Below are 21,305 nucleotides of genomic sequence, written 5' to 3' on the forward strand. Positions count from 1 at the left end.
CTAGGCAATATCGTGTTCGTACCGGATGTGCGAACGCGTACAGGTTGGTTCTGGTTATCTAAGGGATGCTCATGCTCGAGAGTTGGCACGTTGTTTTGCGGTGTTGCGCCAGGCTGCTTCTGGTCGGTGGTGCTGTCACTTACTCGGCATTGGCCCCTGCGCTGGGATTGGGTGAGATCACCCTTCATTCCGCGTTGAATCAGCCGTTGCGTGCCGACATCGCCCTGGTGGATGTCGGTGGGCTGGAGGAGGGCGAGCTCTCGGTCAGCCTGGCGACAGTAGAGGAATTCACCCGTGCCGGCGTCGATCGGGTGTTCTTCCTCAACGACCTGAAGTTCACGCCGGTCCTGCGGGGCAACCGCAGCCTGATCCGGGTGACCTCCAACAAACCGGTCAATGAACCTTTCCTGAATTTCCTGGTGCAGCTCAATCAGCCCAACGGCCGTTTGCTGCGCGAGTACACGGTGCTGATCGATCCGCCGGGTTCGCCGGGGATCGTGCCGACCGACGACGAACCCGTCGCCAGCCCACAAAACTCTCCATTCCCGAGAGTCAAACCGGCTACTGCTGTGGCACCGGCAACGAAGAAACCCGCACAAGCACCTGCCGCGGTTCAACCTGTCGCACCTGTGCCAGATTCTGTTGCCGAAGAACTGGCCGCCAGCGTGTTGCAAAACCAGCAGTTGCAAAAAACCATCGCTTTGCTGAATGCAAAGCTTCAGGTTCAGGACGAGCAGATCGCGGGCCAGAAAAAACAGGTAACCGAACTGCAAACTCAACTGGCGGAGGTCAACCAGGCGTCGCCGGCGACGCCGGTAGCGGTGGCGCCTGCTTCCGTGGTTGCTGAAGAACCCGAGACTAGCCGTTGGCCGCTGATCATCGGCTTGCTGGCGCTGATCGCGTTGGTGTTGCTGGGGCTGTTTGTTCGACGTCAACGCCAGCAGGTTCAGGCGTTGCCCGAGTCTTTGCCCGCTTCACCTTCGCCACATGAGCCGGTACTGGAGCGTCCGGCGCAACCGTCGGTGCAACAGCCCATGCTCAAACCTGCTCCCGACCAACGTGAAGAAACGCCCACCGGCGATGTGTTGGAAGGCGTCGGTATCTACCTGGCCTATGGCCGTTTTTCCGAAGCGGTCGGTTTGTTGCGAGAAGCGTTGATCAAGGAACCACAGCGCACGGACCTGGGCGTGCAACTGCTGGAAGTCCTCGGCAAACAAGGTGATGTCCTCGCTTATGACGCACAGGAGAAAAACTTGCGTGACGGCGGGTTCGATGTAGAAAAACTTCAGGCCATTCGCACCCGCTCCCCTAAACTCGGCAATGCGGCACCGTTGGCCGCCACAGCAGTCATCACCCCCGCGCAAGACGCGGCACCTGCAGACGAGTTCCAGTTGAACCTGGATGACCTGTCCATGGATTCCAGCTGGGACCTGGTCAGCCCTTTCGAAAACGCTAAATCTCCAGGCGAATCACCCAAGGCAGTAGAGCCTGCGTTCACCTCGAATCTGCACGTGTTGCCCGATGTGTTCGAGATGCCTGAAGAACCGACGCTGGATGAGCCAGAGCTTGAGTGGGTCGCCGAACCGGACTCACAGGCGCTGGACGACGATTTTCTTGACGAATTCAGCGATGGCCCATCATTGGAGCTTGAGCCGATAAATCCGCAGCCGGCCGATCCGACCAGCGCCGATAAACTGGAACAAGCCCAGACCTGCATCGATGACGGCGATCTGGACAGCGCCATCGAACTGCTCAACGAGTTGCTGAAGGAAGGCGATGAGCCGCTCAGGCAGACCGCCCGGAGCCTGTTGGCCGGAATCCGCTGAGCCACTACTATGGCGGCGCACTCAGGCTCAGGAGTCTTGCCCATCATGACCACGCATAAACCGGAAATCATCATCACCTATTGCACGCAATGCCAATGGCTCTTGCGTGCGGCCTGGTTGGCCCAGGAACTGCTTAGCACCTTCGGCGACGACCTGGGCAAAGTGTCGCTGGTGCCCGGCACCGGCGGGGTGTTCCATATTTTCTGTGACGATGTGCAGATCTGGGAACGCAAGGCCGACGGCGGTTTCCCGGAGGCCAAGGTGCTCAAGCAGCGGGTCCGCGATCAGATCGACCCTGACCGCGACCTTGGCCACAACGACCGCACTCAGTGAGACGCGGCTTCGGCTGCCACGGTCTTTTTGCTTGAGCCGGACAGTCTGCTGGAGACCACGATTGCGACGATGATCAATGCGCCGCCGATCAGCATGCGCAGCGTCGGGTTTTCATCGAACAACAGCCAGGCCATGGTGATGCCGTATACCGGCTCCAGGGCGAACACCACGGCGGCCGTGCGCGCCTTGATCACCGCCAGGCTGGCGACGAACAAGCTGTGAGCGACGCCGGTGCAGAACACTCCGAGCAAACCGATCCACAGCCAGTCGATGGCGCGGACTTCGCTCAACTGCGGCGCCGCCACCGGCAGCAGGCACAGCGCGACCACCACGTTCTGACACAGCGCCGCCTGCACCGGTGGAATTCTTCCGGAGCTGGCGCGGTTGGTCAGCGACAGCAGGGCGAACAGCAAACCTGAACCGACCGCCCAGAGCAGGCCCGTGGTAGCGCCACTCGCCAGATCGAAATCGGGCGTGACCAGCACCAGACCAATGCTCACCAGCACGACCAAGAGAATTTCATTGGCGCGGATCCGCTCACGGAATATCAGCCCTTCGAGGATGACGGTAAACGCCGGGAAGCTGGCGAAACCCAGGGTCGCGATCGCCACGCCGGCGACTTTCACCGCAATGAAGAAACTCACCCAGTGCCCGGCCAGCAGCAAACCGCTGAGCAGCAGACGGCGCCAGTCCTGCGCTTCGAGCTTGTACCAGCGCGTGTTGCTGGCGAACCGCGCGAACACCGCCAGGGCGAGCACGGCAAATGCAGCGCGGCCAAATACGATGACGGCGGGGGAGGCGGCAGCGAGTTTGCCGAACACACCGGTCAGGCCGAACATCAATGCGCCGATATGCAGTGCGCCAAGGGCGGTACGGGGAGTCATTTTATTCCTTGATAAACGTTTAAACCGGACCGACAGACACCACCGCCCCTGTAGCAGCTGGCGAAGCCTGCGTTCGGCTGCGCAGCAGTCGTAAACCCTGAATCCCGGATTTAACTTAAAGACCGCGTTGACTGATTTCACGACTGCTTCGTCCGAACGCAGGCTTCGCCAGCTGCTACACATTAGACCGCGTAGCCACTCGCGAGTCTGTCGGCAGGCTATCGACTTTTGTCGCCAGCCTCGCGTCGCAGTTTGCCCGGGGTCGTACCAAACTCGCGCAACACCGCCGCCGCAAATGCGCTCTGGGAACTGTAACCGACCCGACTGGCAATCTCGCCGATGGGCAAGGTTGAATCGCGCAGCAGTCCCACCGCCATATGCAGCCGCCGACTGCGGATGTAATCCATCGGCGTCTGCCCGCATTCAGCGACAAACCGCGCGTGCAACCGGGCGCTGGACAGCCCGGCGACGCGCGCTAGATCGGCGACTTGAAGCGGATAAGCCGCGTACTGGTCGATGTGCGCATTCAGCGCCGCATACGGCAGGCGCCGACCGCCCACGATTTCAGGCTTGGCGTTGTTGAGGCTGGCCAATAACAGCACTGCGCCTTGCTGGGCAATCAACGGGTCACTGACCTGACTGCCTGCCAACCAACTCACCAATTGGCTCTGCCCGGCATCCAGCGGCAGGCGACCGGCGTTGTCGAGCAAGCGTCGGCTGGCGTCGGCGTGATCGCCAAGGGACTGTGAAACCCATTGATCGCTCGGCACATCCAGCACCAGGCAACGGCTGCCATTGCTGCTGCCGCAGGCATGATGGAAGCCCGACGGCACCACCACGAAACTCTGCTGAATTACCTGACTGCCATGCCCGCCGACCTCGAAGTCCAGTGCACCCGACAGCCCGAACACCAGTTGCGCGTGGTCGTGGCTGTGGACGATCAGGTCCTTGGTGTATTGGCGAAGCGTGAGGATCGGTCTCATCGCAGGTCTCCCGGGCAAGATGCGGCCAGTCTACACCGGCCGGGTGTTGTCACAGGATTGACTCGCGGTTGTCATGGGCAATTAACCGGATCGGCGCAAGCTTGCCAAAACTTGCCCAGAGGGTTGTCCATGACCAGCGCCGAGCTCGCCAAACCCAGCCGTAAGCAACGTGTGCGGACCTTGTGGATTTCCGATGTGCATCTGGGCACCCGGGACTGTCAGGCCGAACACCTGTCGCAGTTTCTCAAGGGCTACCACGCGGACAAGATCTATCTGGTCGGCGACATCATCGACGGCTGGAAACTGCGCGGCGGCATGTACTGGCCTCAGGCGCATACCAATGTGATTCGCCGCCTGCTGACCATGAGCAAGCGCGGCACAGAGGTGATCTACGTCACCGGCAACCACGACGAATTCCTGCGCCGCTATTCGAAGCTGATCCTGGGCAACATCCAGCTGGTGGACGAAGCGGTGCACGTGACCGCCGATGGTCGCCATCTGCTGGTGATCCATGGCGACCAGTTCGACGTGATCACCCGGTATCACCGCTGGCTGGCCTTTCTCGGCGACTCGGCCTACGAGTTCACCCTGACCCTCAACCGTTGGCTGAATCACTGGCGTGCCCGTTATGGCTACGGCTACTGGTCGTTGTCGGCCTACCTCAAGCACAAGGTGAAAACGGCGGTCAGCTTCATCAGTGATTTTGAAGAAGCCATCGCCCACGAGTGCGTCAAACGCGAGTTGCATGGGGTGGTGTGCGGGCACATTCACCATGCCGAGATTCGCAAGGTCGGCGGGGTGGATTACCTCAATTGCGGAGATTGGGTTGAGTCGTGCACGGCGTTGATCGAGCATTGGGACGGGTCGATCGAGTTGTACCGGTTGGCGGATGCGCAGGCGCGAGAGGCGGAGTTGAAGGCCATTAAAATTGCAGAGCCGGCTTAACATTTGGGGTGTTTGAGCCGGCCTCTTCGCGAGCAAGCCCGCTCCCACATTTGACCGTGTTTTCAAGTTAGACACGGTTTGATGTGGGAGCGGGCTTGCTCGCGAATGGACTGCGCAGCAGTCCCACCGGATCGATCAGGCTGGCGAATGTTCTTCCATCGCCGCCATGTAGATCGAGTTCTTCGGATGCGCAAACAACCGCTCCATCATCGGCTCAAAGAAGCTCAGCGGTAACGTCTCGTAAGCCGGATCGAACGCCGCGGCGTCATATTTGGCGCAGAACTCGATGGTTGCCTGATACTGCGGATGCCCGCTGAATTGCTCGCGCAAATGCCGATCCATCCCCAGGTGATGAAAGAAGTAATACCCCTGGAATATCCCGTGCTTCTCCACCATCCACAAGTTCTCGGCGCTGACAAATGGCTTGAGGATCGCCGCAGCAATGTCCGGATGGTTGTAGGTACCCAGCGTGTCGCCGATGTCGTGAAGCAGCGCACAGACCACATATTCTTCATCCCGGCCATCGCGCCAGGCACGGCTCGCGGTTTGCAGCGAGTGGGTCAGACGATCCACCGGGAAGCCGCCAAAATCACCCTCCAGCAACTTCAGGTGCGCCACAATTCGTGACGGCAATTGCTTGGCATAGGCACTGAAGTCGGCGGCGATGATTGCCCAGTCTTCCTGCGTGCCATCCTTCATGTGGGTGAATCGTGCATTGGCGTTCATCAGCTATCCTCTTGTTCTAATCGTAAGGGATGTCTTGAGTGTAGAACTTGGATCCAATATAGCACTGGCTGCGCAGGACGCTTTGGTGGCCATTGGAACCTAGAACGGCACGCGACCCAGAATCATGTCGCGGTACATGACAAAGTCGCCGAGCAGGCTATAAAGAGGGTGCTGGAACGTGGCGGGGCGGTTCTTCTCGAAGAAGAAATGCCCGACCCAGGCGAAGCTGTAACCCGCCAGCGGCAAGGCCAGCAACATCAGCCAGGCGCCTTTGCCGATGGTCAGGGCCAGGATAAGGATGACCAGGCTGGTCCCGACAAAATGCAATCGCCGACAGGTGCTGTTGCTGTGTTCGCTGAGGTAATACGGATAGAACTCAGCGAAGCTGTTGAAACGTCTGATGTTTTCCACGACTGCGATCTCTGTGGTTATTGTTCTGATTGCAAGTTGTTCTGCGGGTAGCTTATTTGAGTCTAGAGTGATCATTGGCATCAGCCAGTGACAATGGGCGCCACTTTAGTATCCTTCGCAAATTTGCCGCGGTAGACGGCTCACAAAACAGTAAGAAAACGCCATGAGCGAACGAACGACTTCTGCAAGCTGGGCGATGGGGATTGTCAAAGCACTGGAGATGGACGGCCTGGATTGCCGGGTTCTGTTCAAGCAACTGGGGCTCGACTACGCCTCACTGGATGATCCGGATGCGCGCTTCCCGCAAGATTCCATGACACGCCTGTGGCAGCGCGCGGTCGAGCTGTCCGGCAACCCGGCGATTGGCCTGAACATGGGCAAGGTGGTGCGACCGGCCTCGTTCCATGTGGCTGGCTACGCCCTGATGTCCAGCCAGACCCTGGCCGAAGGCTTTCAGCGGCTGGTGCGTTATCAGCGGATCATTGCCGAAAGTGCCGACCTTAGTTTTCGCCTGCTGGATGAAGGTTATGCGCTGATTCTGACGGTGCATGGCGATCACTTGCCGCCAACCCGGCAGAGCGCCGAAGCGTCTCTGGCCTGTGCGCTGGCGCTGTGCGGCTGGTTGACCGGGCGCACGTTGCAACCACGCAAGGTGCTGATCCAGGGCGATCAGCCTGTCGATCTTGAACCCTATAAACTCGCTTTCCATGCGCCTTTGGTGTTCAACGCGCCTTATGACGCCTTGATCTTCGAGCGTGCCGACATGGAGGCGCCGCTGCCGACGGCCAACGAGGCGATGGCGCTGTTGCATGACCGGTTTGCCGGCGAATACCTGGCGCGGTTTTCCGAGAGTCGCGTGACCCACAAGGCGCGACAGGTGCTGTGCCGTTTGCTGCCCCAGGGCGAACCCAAGCGCGATACCGTGGCGCAGACGCTGCACCTGTCGCAACGCACCTTGCAGCGCCGCTTGCAGGAAGAAGGCACGAGTTTTCAGACGTTGCTCGACGACACTCGGCGTGAACTGGCCGAGCAATACCTGGCGCAGCCGACCATGACCCTGCTGGAAATTGCCTACCTGCTGGGGTTCGCCGATCCGAGCAACTTCTTCCGTGCCTTCAGGCGATGGTTCGACGCGACGCCCGGCGAGTACCGGGCGCGGATGATGGAAACGCCCGCGGTTGTCAGTGCCGCCAGAACGCAGGAATACACAGAACAAACACCGTAATGATCTCTAGTCGGCCCAGTAGCATGCCGAACGAGAGAATCCACTTGGCGGCGTCCGGCAGGGTGGCGAAGTTACCCGCCGGGCCGATGGTCTCGCCCAGGCCCGGACCGACACCGGAAACGGTGCTGGCCGCGCCGGTCAGGGCGGTCATCCAGTCGACGCCGAGCAGCGACAGCAACAACGCAATCACGCAGATGGTGATGGCGAAAAAGAACGAAAAGGTCAGGATCGACCGCACGATCTCTTCGTCGAGACGGTGACCGTTGTACTTCTGCTTGATCACCGCGCGCGGGTGAATCAGTTGGTTAAGGTTGGCCTTGAGCAGGATGTAGGCGACCTGGAAGCGGAAGATCTTGATCCCGCCCGCCGTCGAGCCCGAGCAACCGCCGACAAAACCCAGGTAGAAGAACAGCATCAGCGAGAAATTGCCCCAGAGGCTGTAGTCCCCCAGTGCAAATCCTGTCGTCGTGACGACCGAAGTCACGTTCAGCGCCACATGCCGCAACGCTTCGAGCCAGTGCAGTTGGGTGGTCCACCAGTACCAGGTGCCGAGCACCAGCCAGGTCACCAGCAACATGCCGAGCAAACCTTGAACCTGCTGATCCTTGATAAGGGCCCTACGGTTACCGCGCAAGGTCGCTACATAGAGGGTGAACGGCAGGGCACCAAGAATCATGATGACGATCGCCACCCAATGCACTGCAGGCTCCGGCCACTTGGCCAGAGACTGGTCGGACGTTGAAAAACCACCGGTGGAGATCGCCGACATCGCGTGGTTGATTGCATCGAACAGGCTCATCCCGGCCCACCAGAATGCCAGGCTGCCGAAAATGGTGATGCCGACGTAGGCCGCAACGATCAAACGCGCCACCATGTGCGAACGGGGCATGACCTTTTCGGAACGGTCCGACGACTCGGTCTGAAACAGCCGCATGCCACCGATGCGCAGCAGCGGCAGAATCGCTACCGCCATGCCGATAAAGCCAATACCGCCGATCCAGTGCAGCAATGAACGCCACATCAGGATGCCGGGGGACATGGTGTCCAGGCCGGTGAGCACCGTCGCCCCGGTGGCCGTGATGCCGGACATGCTTTCGAAGAATGAGTCGGTGTAGCTGATGTGCTGGGTCAGCAGAAACGGTAGCGCGGCGAAAATGCACACCACCAGCCAGCTGCTGACGGTCAGCAGGTACATATCGCGCGGGCGCAGATGTACGTGTTCGGGGCGACCGGGGATGACCAGCGCGAGGCCGGCGACAAAGGTGATCATGCTCGCCCAGAGGAACGACGGCAGATCGCCCGTGCGTTCGTAAATCACCAGGGTGGCCATGGGCACGACCATGGCGATGGCCAGCGTGATCAGGAAGAGGCCGATGATGAAACCAATGAGACGTAAGGTCGGCAACGCCATGAAGTCCGCTCGGGCTGAAGAAAGGAAGGGCGCCATTCTACCTGCGGGGCAGGGCATGTAAACCGGCACCGCCAACGCAGTTGAAGCTAGAATAGCCGCACATATTTTTCAGGAGGTGGCCGATGCAGGCTCTCGACGCTTTGCTCAACCGTGTTTCCGTTCCACGACTGCTCGAACCGGCACCCACTGCAGAACAGCGCGAGGTGCTGTTTGCCGCCGCGATGCGTGCGCCGGACCACGGCCATTTGCAGCCTTGGCGCTTCCTGACAGTCGAAGGCGCGGCGCGCGAGCAAATGGGTGAGTTGCTGGCCGAAGCGGCGAAGCTGCAAGACAGCGAGGTGTCCGAGGCGGCACTGGACAAGGCGCGTAACGGTCCATTGCGCGCGCCACTGGTGGTCGTCGTGATCGCGCGGATACAGGATCACGTCAAATACCCGAAATCCGAGCAATTGCTGGCGGCGGGGTGTGCGGCTCACGGGATTCTGCTGGCTGCTTACGCGCAAGGCATTGGCGCAGTGTGGCGCACCGGTGAACTGGCCTATTCGGCGCATGTAGCAAAAGGGTTGGGCTTGGCGGACGGGGAGGAGGTGATCGCGTTTCTTTACCTGGGTACGCCGCAGAAAGAACCGCGCGTGGCGGAGAAGGTTGACCTGGCCCAATTCGTCAGCGCCTGGCCTGGTCAGTAAGGATCGTTCCCACGCTCTGCGTGGGAATGCAGCCCGGGACGCGGAGCGTCCCATTGGAACGCGGAGCGTCCCTTGAGGCATTCCCACGCGGAGCGTAGGAACGATCAAGCCCTGACGCCAAAGGGTTCAGGGTTCAGGGTTGGACGACGGCTCCAGGCACCAACGGTAATTCCAGGCTGGCGATGAACCCGCCCTGCGGATGATTGGCCAGCACCAGACTCCCGCCATGCCGTTCCGCCGCGCGTCGCGCAATGGCCAATCCCAAGCCATGCCCGGCCGCAGTCTGCCCCGGCGCCCGATAGAACGGCTCACCCAGCTGAGTCAGATGCTCGGCGTCGACACCGGGCCCGTGGTCCCTGACGCTGACCACAATCCGCTCGCCCTGGCGCACTGCCTGCATTTCAATCGACTGCCCTTGCGGGTTGAAACGCTGCGCATTGCGCAGCAGGTTGTCGACGGCACGCTCGATCATCGTCGGCCAGCCCTTGAGGTTCAGCTGCGGTTCGGCTTCAAGGCGTACGGTCTGCTCCGGCGAGCCCAATTGCGCGTCCTTTTGCAGCGTGTTGAGCAACGCATTCAGGTCTACATCTTCAGCGCTGGCGTTGTCGGCATCGACCCGCGCCAGCACCAGGATTTCGCTGATCAGCGCTTCGAGTCGATCGCACTCACGGGTCAAGCGTGGCGCGAGTTTTTCCCGTTCTTCGGGAGTGGCACGCTCGGCCAGTGCCAAGGCAATGCGCAGTCGTGCCAGCGGTGAACGCAATTCATGGGACACGTCTCGCAGCAATTGCCGCTGGCTGCCGATCAGGCTTTGCAGGCGCGCGCCCATGCGGTTGAAATCGTTGGCCAGCACACCAAATTCGTCGCGGCGGTTGGCCAGTTTCACCAGGCTGTTCTGCTGATAAGTGGTTTGCCCAAGGTCATGCACCGCGCCGCGCAAGCGGTTGAGCGGGCGGGTGATGGACAAGGTCACGAACAGGCTGAAGAGGGTCAGCACCACCAGCGCAATGCCCAACGCGCTCAACGGCCACAGCAGGCTTTCGCGGTGCCATGAGTCCAGTTCCGGGTGTGGGATGCGATAGATCAGCAGGTAGGTGTCGCCGGTTTTTTCGCTGGTGTATTCCGCGGTCAGGCGCCGCCACGGCAGGCGGCGATCATCGTTGTTCTGCCGTGCTTCGAAAGCCGCCGCACGGCGGGGGAAGGTGCCGCGCACTACTGGATCGCCGCTCTCGTTGAGCACCTGAACATCGATGTGATACTGGCGCTTGCGCTGTTCCAGAAGGTCCTGGGCCGCTTCTTCGCCTTGGGCTTCGTAGGTTTGCGTCCACTGTTCGGCGAGGGTGTTGAGGCCCGGGTGGCGACTGAGAATCCACGCGTCCTGGTTGAGCATGTGCCCCAGCAGAATGGACAGCCCTGCAACCAGAGCGATGGCCAGCCAGAAGCTGGCCAGGATACGCCAGAACAATGAGCGCACAGAAAATCCTCAGACAATCACAAGTCAATGTGGGAGCGGCGGTGCGACGATTCGACTTGCTCGCGAAAGCGTCGGCACATTCAACATCAACGTGACTAAAAGGACGCCTTCGCGAGCAAGTCGAATCGTCGCACCGCCGCTCCCACATTAGACTGAATGGAGACAGACCCAACGGGGTTAGCCGTCGGGTCCGGGTTGACGCATTATTGCGCTTTTTGCGGTTGTTGCGCTTTCCACGCCTTGAACTCGGCCCATTCGGCGCGGCGCTCAGCCTTTTTCTTCTGGATCTCGTCGAATTTCTTCTGTTGATCCGGTTTCAGCAGGCCACGAACATCGGCTTCGGCTTTCTTGTGGTTGGCAGCCATTTCATCTTTCATGGCTTTCTGGTCGGCCGGCGAGAGTTTTTCCAGGTACTTCTCGACCACTTGCTTACGCTCGTGCATCTGCTCGCCCATGATTTTGCGGATCTGCTCGCGCTGTTCGCGGCTCAGGTCCAGCTGGCTGTACGGGCCTTTACCGTGCATGCCGTGCATCTGACCGCCGTGGCGCGAGCCGTCCATCGGGCCACCCATCGGGCCGGCACCTTCAGGCATGGCCATGGCAACGGTCGGCAGGGCGGCAGCGAACATCAGAGCGATAAGAGTCTTGCGCATGGTGAATCTCCTTGTCTCGTTCCCGGTACGTTCCGGATGAGTTCAGATTACGGAGATCAAGGTCAGCGGCGGTCAGCGGAGCGTAAAGCTTGGGTAAAGACGAGTTCTGGCCGAACTGACAAATCCATACCCCTGACGAAACACAACCGTTGTAGCAGCTGTCGAGCCCCGGCGAGGCTGCGTCCGGCTGCGAAGCAGTCGTGAAACCTGAGTACGCGGTTTACCTGAAAAACCGCATTGTCTGATTTCACGACTGCTTCGCAGCCGGACGCAGCCTCGCCGGGGCTCGACAGCTGCTACGAGAGATCGTGTTCGGTTTCAGAGGCTGTAGTAGTAGCCGCGGCTGCGCAGGGCAATGATGCGCGGGCGGCCGTCGGGGTGGGGGCCGATCTTTTTGCGCAGGTTGCTGACGTGCATGTCCAGGCTGCGATCGTACAGGGTCAGCTTGCGGCCGAGGGCGATTTGCGCCAGCTCCTGCTTGTCCAGCGGCTCGCCGGGTTGCTTGAGCAGGGCTTCAAGCAGACGGCTTTCGGAGACGGTGAGGGTGAATTCCTGTTCGTCGATGCTGACCACGCCGCGCACCGGACTGAAACACAGGTCGCCCAGTTCAAGCTGGCTGGACACCGCCGCCGGATGACTGCGGCGCAACACGGCGCGCAGACGGGCTGTCAGTTCCCGTGGGTCGCACGGCTTGGCCAGGTAGTCGTCGGCGCCGAGTTCCAGGCCGAGGATGCGGTCCAGGGGCTCGCCACGCGCAGACAGCATCAGCACCGGCAGGTCCGGGTGGTCGCTGCGCAATTGCTTGAGCAGTTCCAGACCGCTGCCGTCCGGCAGCATCACGTCCAGCACTACGGCGGCGGGGGAGGTTTCGGCCAGCGCACGACGGGCACTCTGGCCGTCGTGACAGGCACGGACCTGAAAGCCTTCCTGGCTCAGCCAACTGCTCAGGAGCTCGCACAGCTCCTGGTCATCATCAATTAATAACAGCTCGCTCATCACTCACTCAATTTAGCCATTGCCGACGTTTTCTGGTGGCACCGCTGGCGAAGATACCGCACAGCAGGGCCAATAGCGCAACCCCACCACCGATTACGAACCATTGCTGCTGATCAGTCAGCAGGCGTGGCAGCGGGTTGCTGGCCTGGGCTTCCTTGAGTTGCAGCTTGAGGCGCTGATTCTCTTGGCGCAAACGGCTCAGCTGAGCGCTTTCGCGTTCGCTGTCGGTATTTTGCAGTTGTTTGCTCAGTTCTTCCCGTTGCTGCTCACTTACCTTCAAGCGCTGCTGCAACTCACTGATCTGGCTGCCGGCGCTCAGCGACAGCGGCGTCGAACTGCCGCCCTCGGCGCTTTCTTCACCGTGGGCAGGGGCCACCATCGACAACGTCACCAACATCAGACACAACGGACCTTTGCGCATCGCCACTCCTGATTCCAATACGAGTATTGGGCAGGTTGTCGGCCGCTGAACGAGAATAATGAGCGTTGAGAGCGCGATGAACCGACAAGGTTCATCGCGCAAGAGGAAATTACGGCAGGACTTGCTTGAACGGCTTGACCGAAACGCTGGCGTAGACGCCAGCGGCGATGTACGGATCGGCATCCGCCCAGGCCTGGGCGGCGCCCAGGGAATCGAACTCGGCGACGATCAGGCTGCCGGTGAAACCCGCCGCGCCCGGATCATTGCTGTCGACCGCCGGGTGCGGGCCGGCCAATACGATACGACCTTCGCCCTTGAGCACTTGCAGGCGTTCGAGGTGGGCAGGCCGTGCGGCCAGGCGGGCTTCCAGGGAATTGGCGACGTCTGTGGCAATGATTGCGTAAAGCATGTCAGTCCTCGGTTTTTGGCGTTGTGGTATCGGCGTCGTGCAGGTGGCGGGACAGGTAAATACCCTGGGCGACCAGGAACAGCAACGTCATGCCCAGGCTGCCGAAGACTTTGAAGTCGACCCAGTAGCTCTGGAACGTGAACGCGACGAACAGGTTGGCGGCACCGCAAAACAGGAAAAAGCCGATCCAGGCGATGTTCAGGCGCGTCCAGACCTGGTCCGGCAGGGTCAGTGCGTGGCCCATGATGCGCTTGATCAGCAATTGATCACCGATGAAGTGGCTGCCAATGAATGCGAGGGCGAACAGCCAGTTGACCACCGGGGCTTTCCACTTCAGGAAGGTCTCGCTGTGGAACGCCAGCGTCAGGCTACCGAAGACCAGGCAGGCGATGAGGGTCAGCCACTGGCTCTTCTCCAGCTTGCGCTGCTTGATGAACAGCGCACCGTAAACCACCAGGGAACTGATGATCAGCATCGCGGTGGCGCTGTAAATACCGCCTACAGTCAGTTGATGACCGCCGATGTCGACGACCCGTGGATCAATTTTGAAAACGATGAAAAACAGCAGGAGCGGGATGAAATCGATGAATTGTTTCACAGTGGCAGCCAGAAGCAGGATGTGGCGGCATAATAACAAACATATGGGCGCGCGATAGCGCCAGCTGATTTGAGGTAACACATCCCCGTGAATGTCGATTTGCACTGCCATAGCACCGCCTCCGATGGCGCTCTCGCGCCTGCTGTCCTGGTGGCGCGTGCGTTCGAGAAAGGCGTGCGAGTCCTGGCCTTGACCGATCACGACACGCTTGAAGGCCTTGATGAGGCGCGCAGTGCGGCAACCGCGCTGGGGATGCAACTGGTCAACGGCGTCGAATTGTCCTGCACCTGGGGCGGCGCGACCATTCATGTGCTCGGCTACGGATTTGACGTAAATGCCGTACCGTTGGTCGAGGCAATCGCCAGATTGCACGATGGCCGCTGGCTGCGATCCGAAGAAATAAGCCGCAAGCTGGCGTTGAAAGGCATGCCCGGCGCGCTGGAAGGTGCCCGGGCCATCCAGCAGGAGCTGGGTGACAGCGGCAATGCACCGGCCCGTCCGCACTTCGCTGACTGGATGGTGCGTGAAGGTTTCGTAAAGGATCGCGCCGAAGCGTTCCGTAAATGGCTGGGCGCCGGCAAGCTGGGCGACGTCAAACAGCACTGGCCGACCCTGGAAGACACGGTCGAAACCCTTCGGGCCGCGAAGGCATGGGTCAGTCTGGCGCATCCGTGGCACTACGATTTCACTCGCAGCAAGCGTCGCCGCCTGATTTCTGACTATATTCAAGCCGGGGGCCACGCCATTGAAGTGGTCAATGGCCATCAGCCCGCCGAACAAGTGGGCAGCCTGGCGATTCTTGCCCGCGAATTCGGTCTGCTGGTCAGCGCCGGCAGTGATTTTCATGGCCCTGGAGGCTGGTCCGAGATCGGCGAATACCGCCCGCTCCCGGAGGATCTGCCACCACTGTGGTGTCGATTCAAACATGACCCAATTATTGCCGCCGTCTGAACAGGTAGAGAATGTGAGTCAATTTTTCCAGATTCATCCGGAAAACCCGCAAGTGCGCCTGATCAAACAGGCTGTCGAGATCATCCGCAACGGCGGGGTGGTGATTTATCCCACAGACTCGTCCTACGCCATTGGTTGCCAGATCGGCGACAAGGTTGCCGTGGAGCGCGTACGCCGTTTGCGCGGGCTGGATGACAAGCATAACTTTGCGCTGATTTGCAGCGACCTGTCGCAACTGGGGCTGTTCGCCAAGATCGACACCGGCACCTTCCGCTTGCTCAAAGCGCACCTGCCGGGGCCTTACACCTTCATTCTCAACGCCACCCGCGAAGTCCCGCGGCTGTTGTTGCACCCGAAAAAACGCACCATCGGCCTGCGGGTACCGAGCCATCCGATTGCCCTGGCGCTGCTGGAAGAACTCGGCGAGCCATTGATGAGCGTGACCCTGATCATGCCCGGCGACACCGACCCGATGAGCGATCCTTACGAAATGCGCCAATTGCTTGAGCATCAGGTCGACCTGATCATCGATGGCGGTTTTGGCGGGATCAAGGCGTCCACCGTGATCAACCTCGCCGACGGCGAGCCGGAAGTGATCCGCGTTGGCTGCGGCGACCCGACGCCGTTCATGGCCGAGGCGTAGATGTCGGCAGTAGAACCCGTTGTCGACAGCCAGGCCGGCGCCCAGCAAGAGCTGCCCTTCGCCATGGTCTATGGCCAGGCGGTCATGGAAATGCCGCTGGACCTGTACATTCCGCCGGATGCGCTCGAGGTTTTCCTTGAAGCGTTCGAAGGCCCGCTCGACCTGCTGCTGTACCTGATCCGCAAACAGAACATCAACATCCTCGATATCCCGGTGGCGGAAATCACTCGCCAGTACATGGGCTATGTCGAGTTGATGCAGTCGGTGCGCCTGGAACTGGCCGCCGAGTACCTGGTGATGGCCGCGATGCTGGCCGAGATCAAGTCGCGGATGCTGTTGCCGCGTGCCGAAACCATCGAAGACGAAGAAGACGACCCGCGCGCCGAACTGATCCGCCGGTTGCAGGAATACGAACGCTTCAAGGCGGCGGCGGAAGGCATCGATGGCCTGAGCCGTGTCGGCCGTGACGTGGTGGTGCCCAAGCTCGACGCCCCGGAAGCCCGGGCGCGCAAGCTGTTGCCGGATGTGCGACTTTCGGAAATATTGCTGTCGATGGCCGAGGTCCTGCGCCGTGGCGACATGTTCGAAAGCCACCAGGTCAGCCGCGAGGCGCTGTCCACCCGCGAACGCATGAGCGATGTACTGGAACGGCTCAAGGGCGGCGGTTTCGTGCCCTTTGTCGAGTTGTTCACCGCTGAAGAAGGACGTCTGGGGGTGGTGGTGACCTTTATGGCGATCCTCGAACTGGTCAAGGAATCTTTGGTCGAGCTGGTGCAGAATGAGCCGTTCGCGGCGATCCACGTGCGAGCCCGAGCCGAATAACGAGTTGAATCATGAACCTGACTGAACCCCGCGAGCTGGCGCCACTGCTTGAAGCCTTTCTGTTGGCCTCGGGAAAACCGCAATCGCTTGAACGCCTGTTCGAACTTTTTGAAGAGGGCGAGCGGCCGGAGCCGCCGGTCTTCAAGAAAGCCCTGACGATTCTGGCCAAGTCCTGCGACGGCCGCGCCTTCGAGCTGAAGGAAGTGGCCTCCGGGTATCGTCTGCAGATCCGCGAAAAGTTCTCGCCGTGGGTAGGACGGTTGTGGGAAGAACGCCCGCAGCGTTATTCGCGCGCCATGCTCGAAACCATCGCCCTGATTGCCTATCGCCAGCCGATCACCCGGGGCGAGATCGAAGACGTGCGCGGTGTGGCGGTCAACAGTCACATCGTCAAGACTCTGCTGGAACGCGAGTGGATCCGCATCGTCGGCTACCGCGACGTGCCCGGCAAACCGGCGATGTTCGCCACCACCAAGGCGTTCCTCGATCACTTCAACCTGAAGAACCTCGACGATCTGCCGCCGCTCGCCGACCTGCGCGAGCTGGAGCCCGATCCGGTACTCGACTTCGACGACGCGCCGGTGCCGGCGGGCTTGCAGGAACTGGCCGATGCCAGCGCCGAGCCGGAAGAGCCGAAGGAGGAGACCAGTTTCCATACGTTGCTGTTGGAACTGGATACCATGGAGGAGGGGATCAAGACTGACTTTGATGACATCCTGCGCGATAGCGCGGTGGTGGAATCCGAAGAGGTGCTGGATCAGCCTGAGCCGGAGATCGAAGTTGAACTTCAGGTCGAGCCCGAAGCCACAGTCGAAGAAGAGCAGGAAGAAGAACTCGAAGACGACGTGCTCGGTGTTGCCGAGGCGCGCGAGAAACTTCTCGCCGCTGTCGCCGCCCTTGAACAACACAAGCCCGAGCCCGAATTGAGTGACGAAGAAGCCGAAGCCCGCGCCCTCGCCGAAGCCATCGAGGCCGAACGCCGCGAGTTTGACGACTGACCCAAATCCCGTAGGCAAAGAAGGCCCCCCTGTGGGAGCTAGCCTGCTAGCGATGAGGGAGTGTCAGGCAACAATGATGTCGACTGAAACTCCCTCATCGCTAGCAGGCTAGCTCCCACAGGGGTTTTGTGTTGACTGGAGTATTTGATGAGCTCAACCAAAGACCCCTGCATCAGCGTCTGCAAGTTCACCGACGACATCTGCCTCGGCTGCGGTCGCAGCAAGCGTGAGATCAAGGCCTGGAAGAAACTCGACAAGGCCGACAAGCGCACCGTCCTGGCCGAAGCCTCACTTCGGTTGATCAAACTCGGCGGTGCCGTTCGGCGCAAAAGCAAATAAGCAGGCAATCATCAGCTAGTCTCTGATGCGCAAACGCTCCCATGAGCGTATGATTCGCGACCCTTCGGCGATCCCCTCGCCAAGTGATTAGATTTACATCGCTTCAGGACGCTCAATTCAGGGCCGCCTGAACAGACCACACCGGGAGGTGCCCAGATGAGTATCAACGACCAGAAAGACGACCAGGAAATCGGCCCAGCAGGCGAAAAACTGCAGAAAGTCCTCGCCCGTATCGGCGTCGGCTCGCGCCGTGACGTGGAAGCCTGGATCAGCCACGGCCGCATCAAGGTCAATGGCAAAGACGCCACCCTCGGGCAGCGCGTCGACATGCACGACGCCATCACCATTGATGGCAAGGTGATCAAGCGCGAAGAAGCCGCCGAGTCGGTACGCCGCGTGATCATGTACAACAAGCCCGACGGCGAAATCTGCACCCGCCTTGATCCGGAAGGCCGTCCGACCGTTTTCGACAAGATGCCGAAACCAAAAGAAGGTCGCTGGATCAACATCGGTCGTCTGGACATCAACACCACCGGCCTGCTGATGTTCACCACCGACGGTGAGCTGGCCAACCGCCTGATGCACCCTTCCTACGAAATGGACCGTGAATACGCGGTACGTGTGCGTGGCGAAGTCGACGACGAGATGATCGAGCGCCTGAAAGCAGGCGTCGTCCTCGAAGACGGTCCGGCCAAGTTCACCGACATCAAGCAAGCGCCGGGTGGCGAAGGTTTCAACCACTGGTACCACTGCGTGGTGATGGAAGGTCGCAACCGCGAAGTTCGTCGTCTGTGGGAATCCCAGGGCCTGGTGGTCAGCCGTCTGAAGCGCGTGCGTTTCGGTCCGGTGTTCCTCAACTCCGACCTGCCGATGGGCCGCTGGCGCGAAATGAGCCAGTACGAAGTCGACATTCTGAGTGCTGAAGTGGGCCTGACGCCTGTGGCCATGCCGCAGATGAACGCCAAGAGCAAAGACAAGCTCGACCGCATGCAGCGTAAATCGTCGCGTCCGATGGGCAAGACCGAGCGCGTGCGTTCGTTGCGTCCAGCCATCGGTAACCAGACCGCTGCTACTCCACGTGATACGCGTGAACCGCATATCGAAGGCGAGCGTCCAGCCCGCAAGCCAGCAGCACCTCGTGCTGACGGCGAGCGCGGTCCACGCACGCCACGTCCGGCCAACGGTCGCACCGAGCGTGGCGAAGGCCGCGGTGCTCCGTCCGGTGGTCGTAGCGATCGCGGTGCTCCTCGTGGTGATTCGAGTCGCGGTACGCCAGTGGCAGATCGTCCGGCCGACACCAAGCGTCCGGCCAAGCCTGTCGGGAAGAAACGCCCAGGCATCGTTCTGGTCGACAAGGATGCACCGTCGGGCAAACGCCGTGGTGCGCCAGCGGGTTCGGGCCAGCGTCCGGGCTTTGGTCGTCGCAAGCCTGAGTAATCGGTAAGCGCCGCATAAAAAACGCCAACCTTTGGGTTGGCGTTTTTTTTTGTCTGGCTGATCGTTCCCACGCTCTTCGTGGGAATGCCTCTAGGGACGCTCCGCGTTCCAATGGGACGCAGAGCGTCCCGGGCTGCATTCCCACGCGGAGCGTGGGAACGATCAGTCAGAAGACAAACCGCCCATCAAACACCGGCTCATCATCCAGCGCCAATACGCCGCTGGAGAAGATCAGGTCCAGATGATGGCTGCCCTTGGCCCCGCCTCCAAGCCCCAGATGCAGCCCGCAATGGCGCTCCTCAAACCCGGCATTGCGCGCATACAAACTCTTCACGCCCTCATTGGTGCCAATCCCCAATTCCTCAATGCGTCGATTCGACGGATTGGCCTCCAGGTACTTGTTGAAGTCATGTTCCAGCCCCGGCACCTCCGTGGCGATCTTGCGGATGGTCGAGTTCTCGATCCACAACTCCAGCGGCGAATCCAGCACGCCGTACTTGCGGGCAAACGGAATGGTGCTGAGGAAAGTCCCCATGAACTTCACCTGGCCGTTAATCGCTTCGCTGTGCGTCGCTATTTCACCGGGCGCCAAGTCAAAGTTGCCGACACCGTTGATATCCGTCCACTTCTTGATGCTATGCATCGGCGTTTCAAACCATGAGCCGTGATCATCTTTGAAACTTAAGGTTGTCGCGTGGGACATGCGCTGGATCAAGTGGCTGTTCAGCCCCGCAATTCGCTGCGGAGTGACACTGAAGGTGTCGTAGAAGTAATCGCCGTAATCCTTGAACAGCAGCGACTTCTTCCAGTTCTCGGCCATGACGTCTTGCAGCGCACGGACAAACTCCGGGCCGTCGGGGCGTGGATTGGGCAGGGTGGAAGAGTCGTAGAAGAAAATGTACAGATCGCTGTCGGCAATCGCCTGGGCCAGCTTTTCTGTCGGTTCGAGGTCCAGGCGCACGGCGCTGAAGCGGAAGGGCTGGCTGTCACCGGCCTGTTCGGCGATGGCGCCAGTCAGTGCCTGGTAATCAGCGGTGTGGCCGAGCAAGACCTCCGCCGGATTGATGCCGGCAAGGGCAGGGTGGTGTTCGAGGTAGTAAAGGAAATGCGAAATGGCGCGTTGCTTATCCATGTAGTCCTCCCTGACAAACCGAGAAAAAGTGGCAGGCACAACCGGCCGGATCGTACCTGCCGGGGTGTCTTACAGCGGCCACATCGCCGTGCCGAACGGAACGACCGCATCGGCTTGCATCATTTCAACGGCGGCTTCATGGGTCGGTGCTTCAAACCAATCGTCCAGTTGCAGTTCAGTTTCCAAGTCTTTTTCAAGTGCTTGCATTGTGAATCTCCTAGATGACTTTTTCGGTAAGTGCAGCGGCGTGTTTTTCAGTCATTGAATAACCCGCCAACTTGACGGTCGATGCGTCTCGGCAAGTCGCTGAAAACCTAGTCCAGAGGTTTTTAAATTGCAAAAAAATAATCAAATTAGATTTTGTTGAACTTTTTATTCTGTTTTTTGGCGAGGCTTTTATCGATAAAAAACAAAAAACTAACTCGACCTTTTCGTTAGGAAGCTTCCTACCGTCAATTTGCAGTCGTCCTACAGATCGATCTGATTTGGAAAATATGCGTTACAGCTTGTAAAGAAATGCTGACGGATTCACGCCTTAAAGCCCTTGGATTGACGCTTGCGGAAGGGGTGTAAGGAAAACCTGCCGCAAATAGCCGGGTCGGCGATTCTGCAAGGCTCTGGCCCGCTTGTTTCGGCGGCGCTGGAAGGGTGAGATGCGCCCCATGCCTGTCGTGCAGGTGCATAACAAGAAGGAGGCGCAATGTACGCCGTGACTCATCTCCACTTCTCCCCAAGGGGCGGTTTTCTCGTCGCCCTTATCGAAGACCCGCAAAGGTCTGACCCAGTTTTTGCAGCCGCCCGAGACCCTCGGGGCGGACACAGGCAATCCCGGCAAGCGACACGCTGATCCAGCGGTGTCTGGCAGCAGGGGGTTACAGGTGTACAATGCGCCGCGTTTTAACTGTGACCTCCTGCGCACCTGCGCAAACCTCAAGGCTATCCGCCTTGTTCACTCCGCCGCGCCACAAGCGTGCCGGGTTCGATTTCGTCACAGATAAAAAC

At 60.1% G+C, this 21,305-nt stretch carries 24 protein-coding genes; 11 read left to right on the top strand and 13 right to left on the bottom strand.

Annotated features, from left to right (window positions below):
* Positions 1 to 71: 71 nt before the first annotated feature.
* Both ACA072_RS07490 and ACA072_RS07495 read left to right on the top strand, forming a co-directional pair.
* On the top strand, positions 72 to 1,826 hold the full coding sequence (locus ACA072_RS07490; RefSeq protein WP_497623821.1) for a motility hub landmark protein FimV: 1,755 nt from the start codon (positions 72 to 74) through the stop codon (positions 1,824 to 1,826).
* A 45-nt stretch (positions 1,827 to 1,871) separates the two neighbouring features.
* Positions 1,872 to 2,159, top strand: coding sequence for an Rdx family protein (locus ACA072_RS07495; protein WP_403099289.1), 288 nt, complete (start codon positions 1,872 to 1,874; stop codon positions 2,157 to 2,159).
* On the opposite strand, the gene ACA072_RS07500 is transcribed toward ACA072_RS07495, so the two are convergent.
* Both ACA072_RS07500 and ACA072_RS07505 read right to left on the bottom strand, forming a co-directional pair.
* Positions 2,153 to 3,043 (bottom strand): DMT family transporter, encoded by an 891-nt coding sequence (locus tag ACA072_RS07500; RefSeq protein ID WP_497623822.1) that lies wholly within the window; start codon positions 3,041 to 3,043, stop codon positions 2,153 to 2,155. The two genes, ACA072_RS07495 and ACA072_RS07500, sit on opposite strands and share 7 nt — an antisense overlap.
* A gap of 218 nt (positions 3,044 to 3,261) precedes the next feature.
* On the bottom strand, positions 3,262 to 4,026 hold the full coding sequence (locus ACA072_RS07505) for a helix-turn-helix transcriptional regulator (protein ID WP_497623823.1): 765 nt from the start codon (positions 4,024 to 4,026) through the stop codon (positions 3,262 to 3,264).
* Between the two features lie 129 nt (positions 4,027 to 4,155).
* Between ACA072_RS07505 and ACA072_RS07510 the strand changes: the two genes are divergently transcribed.
* On the top strand, positions 4,156 to 4,971 hold the full coding sequence (locus ACA072_RS07510) for a UDP-2,3-diacylglucosamine diphosphatase (RefSeq protein ID WP_008156147.1): 816 nt from the start codon (positions 4,156 to 4,158) through the stop codon (positions 4,969 to 4,971).
* 135 nt (positions 4,972 to 5,106) lie between these two features.
* Here ACA072_RS07510 and ACA072_RS07515 read toward each other — a convergent pair whose 3' ends face one another.
* A complete protein-coding gene (locus ACA072_RS07515) occupies positions 5,107 to 5,697 on the bottom strand; it encodes an HD domain-containing protein (RefSeq protein ID WP_497623824.1) in 591 nt (196 codons plus the stop codon).
* Between the two features lie 99 nt (positions 5,698 to 5,796).
* Positions 5,797 to 6,108 (bottom strand): Mpo1-like protein, encoded by a 312-nt coding sequence (locus ACA072_RS07520; RefSeq protein WP_497623825.1) that lies wholly within the window; start codon positions 6,106 to 6,108, stop codon positions 5,797 to 5,799.
* A gap of 163 nt (positions 6,109 to 6,271) precedes the next feature.
* On the opposite strand from ACA072_RS07520, the gene ACA072_RS07525 reads away from it, so the two are divergent.
* Positions 6,272 to 7,333, top strand: coding sequence for an AraC family transcriptional regulator (locus tag ACA072_RS07525; RefSeq protein ID WP_497623826.1), 1,062 nt, complete (start codon positions 6,272 to 6,274; stop codon positions 7,331 to 7,333).
* Here ACA072_RS07525 and ACA072_RS07530 read toward each other — a convergent pair.
* A complete protein-coding gene (locus tag ACA072_RS07530) occupies positions 7,290 to 8,744 on the bottom strand; it encodes a TrkH family potassium uptake protein (RefSeq protein WP_497623827.1) in 1,455 nt (484 codons plus the stop codon). The two genes, ACA072_RS07525 and ACA072_RS07530, sit on opposite strands and share 44 nt — an antisense overlap.
* Positions 8,745 to 8,866: 122 nt before the next feature.
* On the opposite strand from ACA072_RS07530, the gene ACA072_RS07535 reads away from it, so the two are divergent.
* A complete protein-coding gene (locus tag ACA072_RS07535) occupies positions 8,867 to 9,430 on the top strand; it encodes an NAD(P)H nitroreductase (protein WP_497623828.1) in 564 nt (187 codons plus the stop codon).
* Positions 9,431 to 9,563: 133 nt separating this feature from the next.
* Here the strand turns inward: ACA072_RS07535 and ACA072_RS07540 are convergent, their stop codons facing one another.
* The 6 genes from ACA072_RS07540 to ACA072_RS07565 all read right to left on the bottom strand — a co-directional run bounded on the left by ACA072_RS07540 (position 9,564) and on the right by ACA072_RS07565 (position 13,981).
* On the bottom strand, positions 9,564 to 10,904 hold the full coding sequence (locus tag ACA072_RS07540) for a sensor histidine kinase (protein ID WP_497623829.1): 1,341 nt from the start codon (positions 10,902 to 10,904) through the stop codon (positions 9,564 to 9,566).
* Between the two features lie 203 nt (positions 10,905 to 11,107).
* On the bottom strand, positions 11,108 to 11,557 hold the full coding sequence (locus ACA072_RS07545; protein ID WP_131062526.1) for a Spy/CpxP family protein refolding chaperone: 450 nt from the start codon (positions 11,555 to 11,557) through the stop codon (positions 11,108 to 11,110).
* A gap of 318 nt (positions 11,558 to 11,875) precedes the next feature.
* Positions 11,876 to 12,553 (bottom strand): response regulator transcription factor, encoded by a 678-nt coding sequence (locus tag ACA072_RS07550; protein WP_059407604.1) that lies wholly within the window; start codon positions 12,551 to 12,553, stop codon positions 11,876 to 11,878.
* A 7-nt stretch (positions 12,554 to 12,560) separates the two neighbouring features.
* Positions 12,561 to 12,974 (bottom strand): SH3 domain-containing protein, encoded by a 414-nt coding sequence (locus ACA072_RS07555; protein ID WP_497316379.1) that lies wholly within the window; start codon positions 12,972 to 12,974, stop codon positions 12,561 to 12,563.
* 109 nt (positions 12,975 to 13,083) lie between these two features.
* On the bottom strand, positions 13,084 to 13,383 hold the full coding sequence (locus tag ACA072_RS07560) for a YciI family protein (RefSeq protein ID WP_497623830.1): 300 nt from the start codon (positions 13,381 to 13,383) through the stop codon (positions 13,084 to 13,086).
* A 1-nt stretch (position 13,384) separates the two neighbouring features.
* Entirely contained in the window at positions 13,385 to 13,981 is a 597-nt protein-coding gene (locus tag ACA072_RS07565) for a septation protein A (protein WP_462026127.1), read from the bottom strand.
* An 87-nt stretch (positions 13,982 to 14,068) separates the two neighbouring features.
* Between ACA072_RS07565 and ACA072_RS07570 the strand changes: the two genes are divergently transcribed.
* From ACA072_RS07570 to rluB, 6 genes are all read left to right on the top strand, one after another.
* Positions 14,069 to 14,932, top strand: a complete 864-nt coding sequence (locus ACA072_RS07570) for a PHP domain-containing protein (protein ID WP_497623831.1) — start codon at positions 14,069 to 14,071, stop codon at positions 14,930 to 14,932.
* Positions 14,933 to 14,945: 13 nt separating this feature from the next.
* Positions 14,946 to 15,575, top strand: a complete 630-nt coding sequence (locus ACA072_RS07575) for an L-threonylcarbamoyladenylate synthase (RefSeq protein ID WP_497623832.1) — start codon at positions 14,946 to 14,948, stop codon at positions 15,573 to 15,575.
* Positions 15,576 to 16,397, top strand: a complete 822-nt coding sequence (locus ACA072_RS07580) for a segregation and condensation protein A (protein WP_461957756.1) — start codon at positions 15,576 to 15,578, stop codon at positions 16,395 to 16,397.
* 11 nt (positions 16,398 to 16,408) lie between these two features.
* Positions 16,409 to 17,395 (top strand): SMC-Scp complex subunit ScpB, encoded by a 987-nt coding sequence (gene scpB, locus ACA072_RS07585; protein WP_497623833.1) that lies wholly within the window; start codon positions 16,409 to 16,411, stop codon positions 17,393 to 17,395.
* 147 nt (positions 17,396 to 17,542) lie between these two features.
* A complete protein-coding gene (locus ACA072_RS07590) occupies positions 17,543 to 17,734 on the top strand; it encodes a DUF1289 domain-containing protein (RefSeq protein ID WP_497623834.1) in 192 nt (63 codons plus the stop codon).
* Positions 17,735 to 17,890: 156 nt separating this feature from the next.
* On the top strand, positions 17,891 to 19,171 hold the full coding sequence (gene rluB, locus ACA072_RS07595; RefSeq protein ID WP_497623835.1) for a 23S rRNA pseudouridine(2605) synthase RluB: 1,281 nt from the start codon (positions 17,891 to 17,893) through the stop codon (positions 19,169 to 19,171).
* Between the two features lie 166 nt (positions 19,172 to 19,337).
* Here rluB and ACA072_RS07600 read toward each other — a convergent pair whose 3' ends face one another.
* Positions 19,338 to 20,303 (bottom strand): leucyl aminopeptidase, encoded by a 966-nt coding sequence (locus tag ACA072_RS07600; protein WP_497623836.1) that lies wholly within the window; start codon positions 20,301 to 20,303, stop codon positions 19,338 to 19,340.
* A gap of 69 nt (positions 20,304 to 20,372) precedes the next feature.
* Positions 20,373 to 20,510, bottom strand: a complete 138-nt coding sequence (locus ACA072_RS07605) for a hypothetical protein (protein ID WP_010461921.1) — start codon at positions 20,508 to 20,510, stop codon at positions 20,373 to 20,375.
* Positions 20,511 to 21,305 lie beyond the last annotated feature (795 nt).

The sequence above is a fragment of the Pseudomonas sp. LBUM1656 genome, assembly GCF_059716065.1.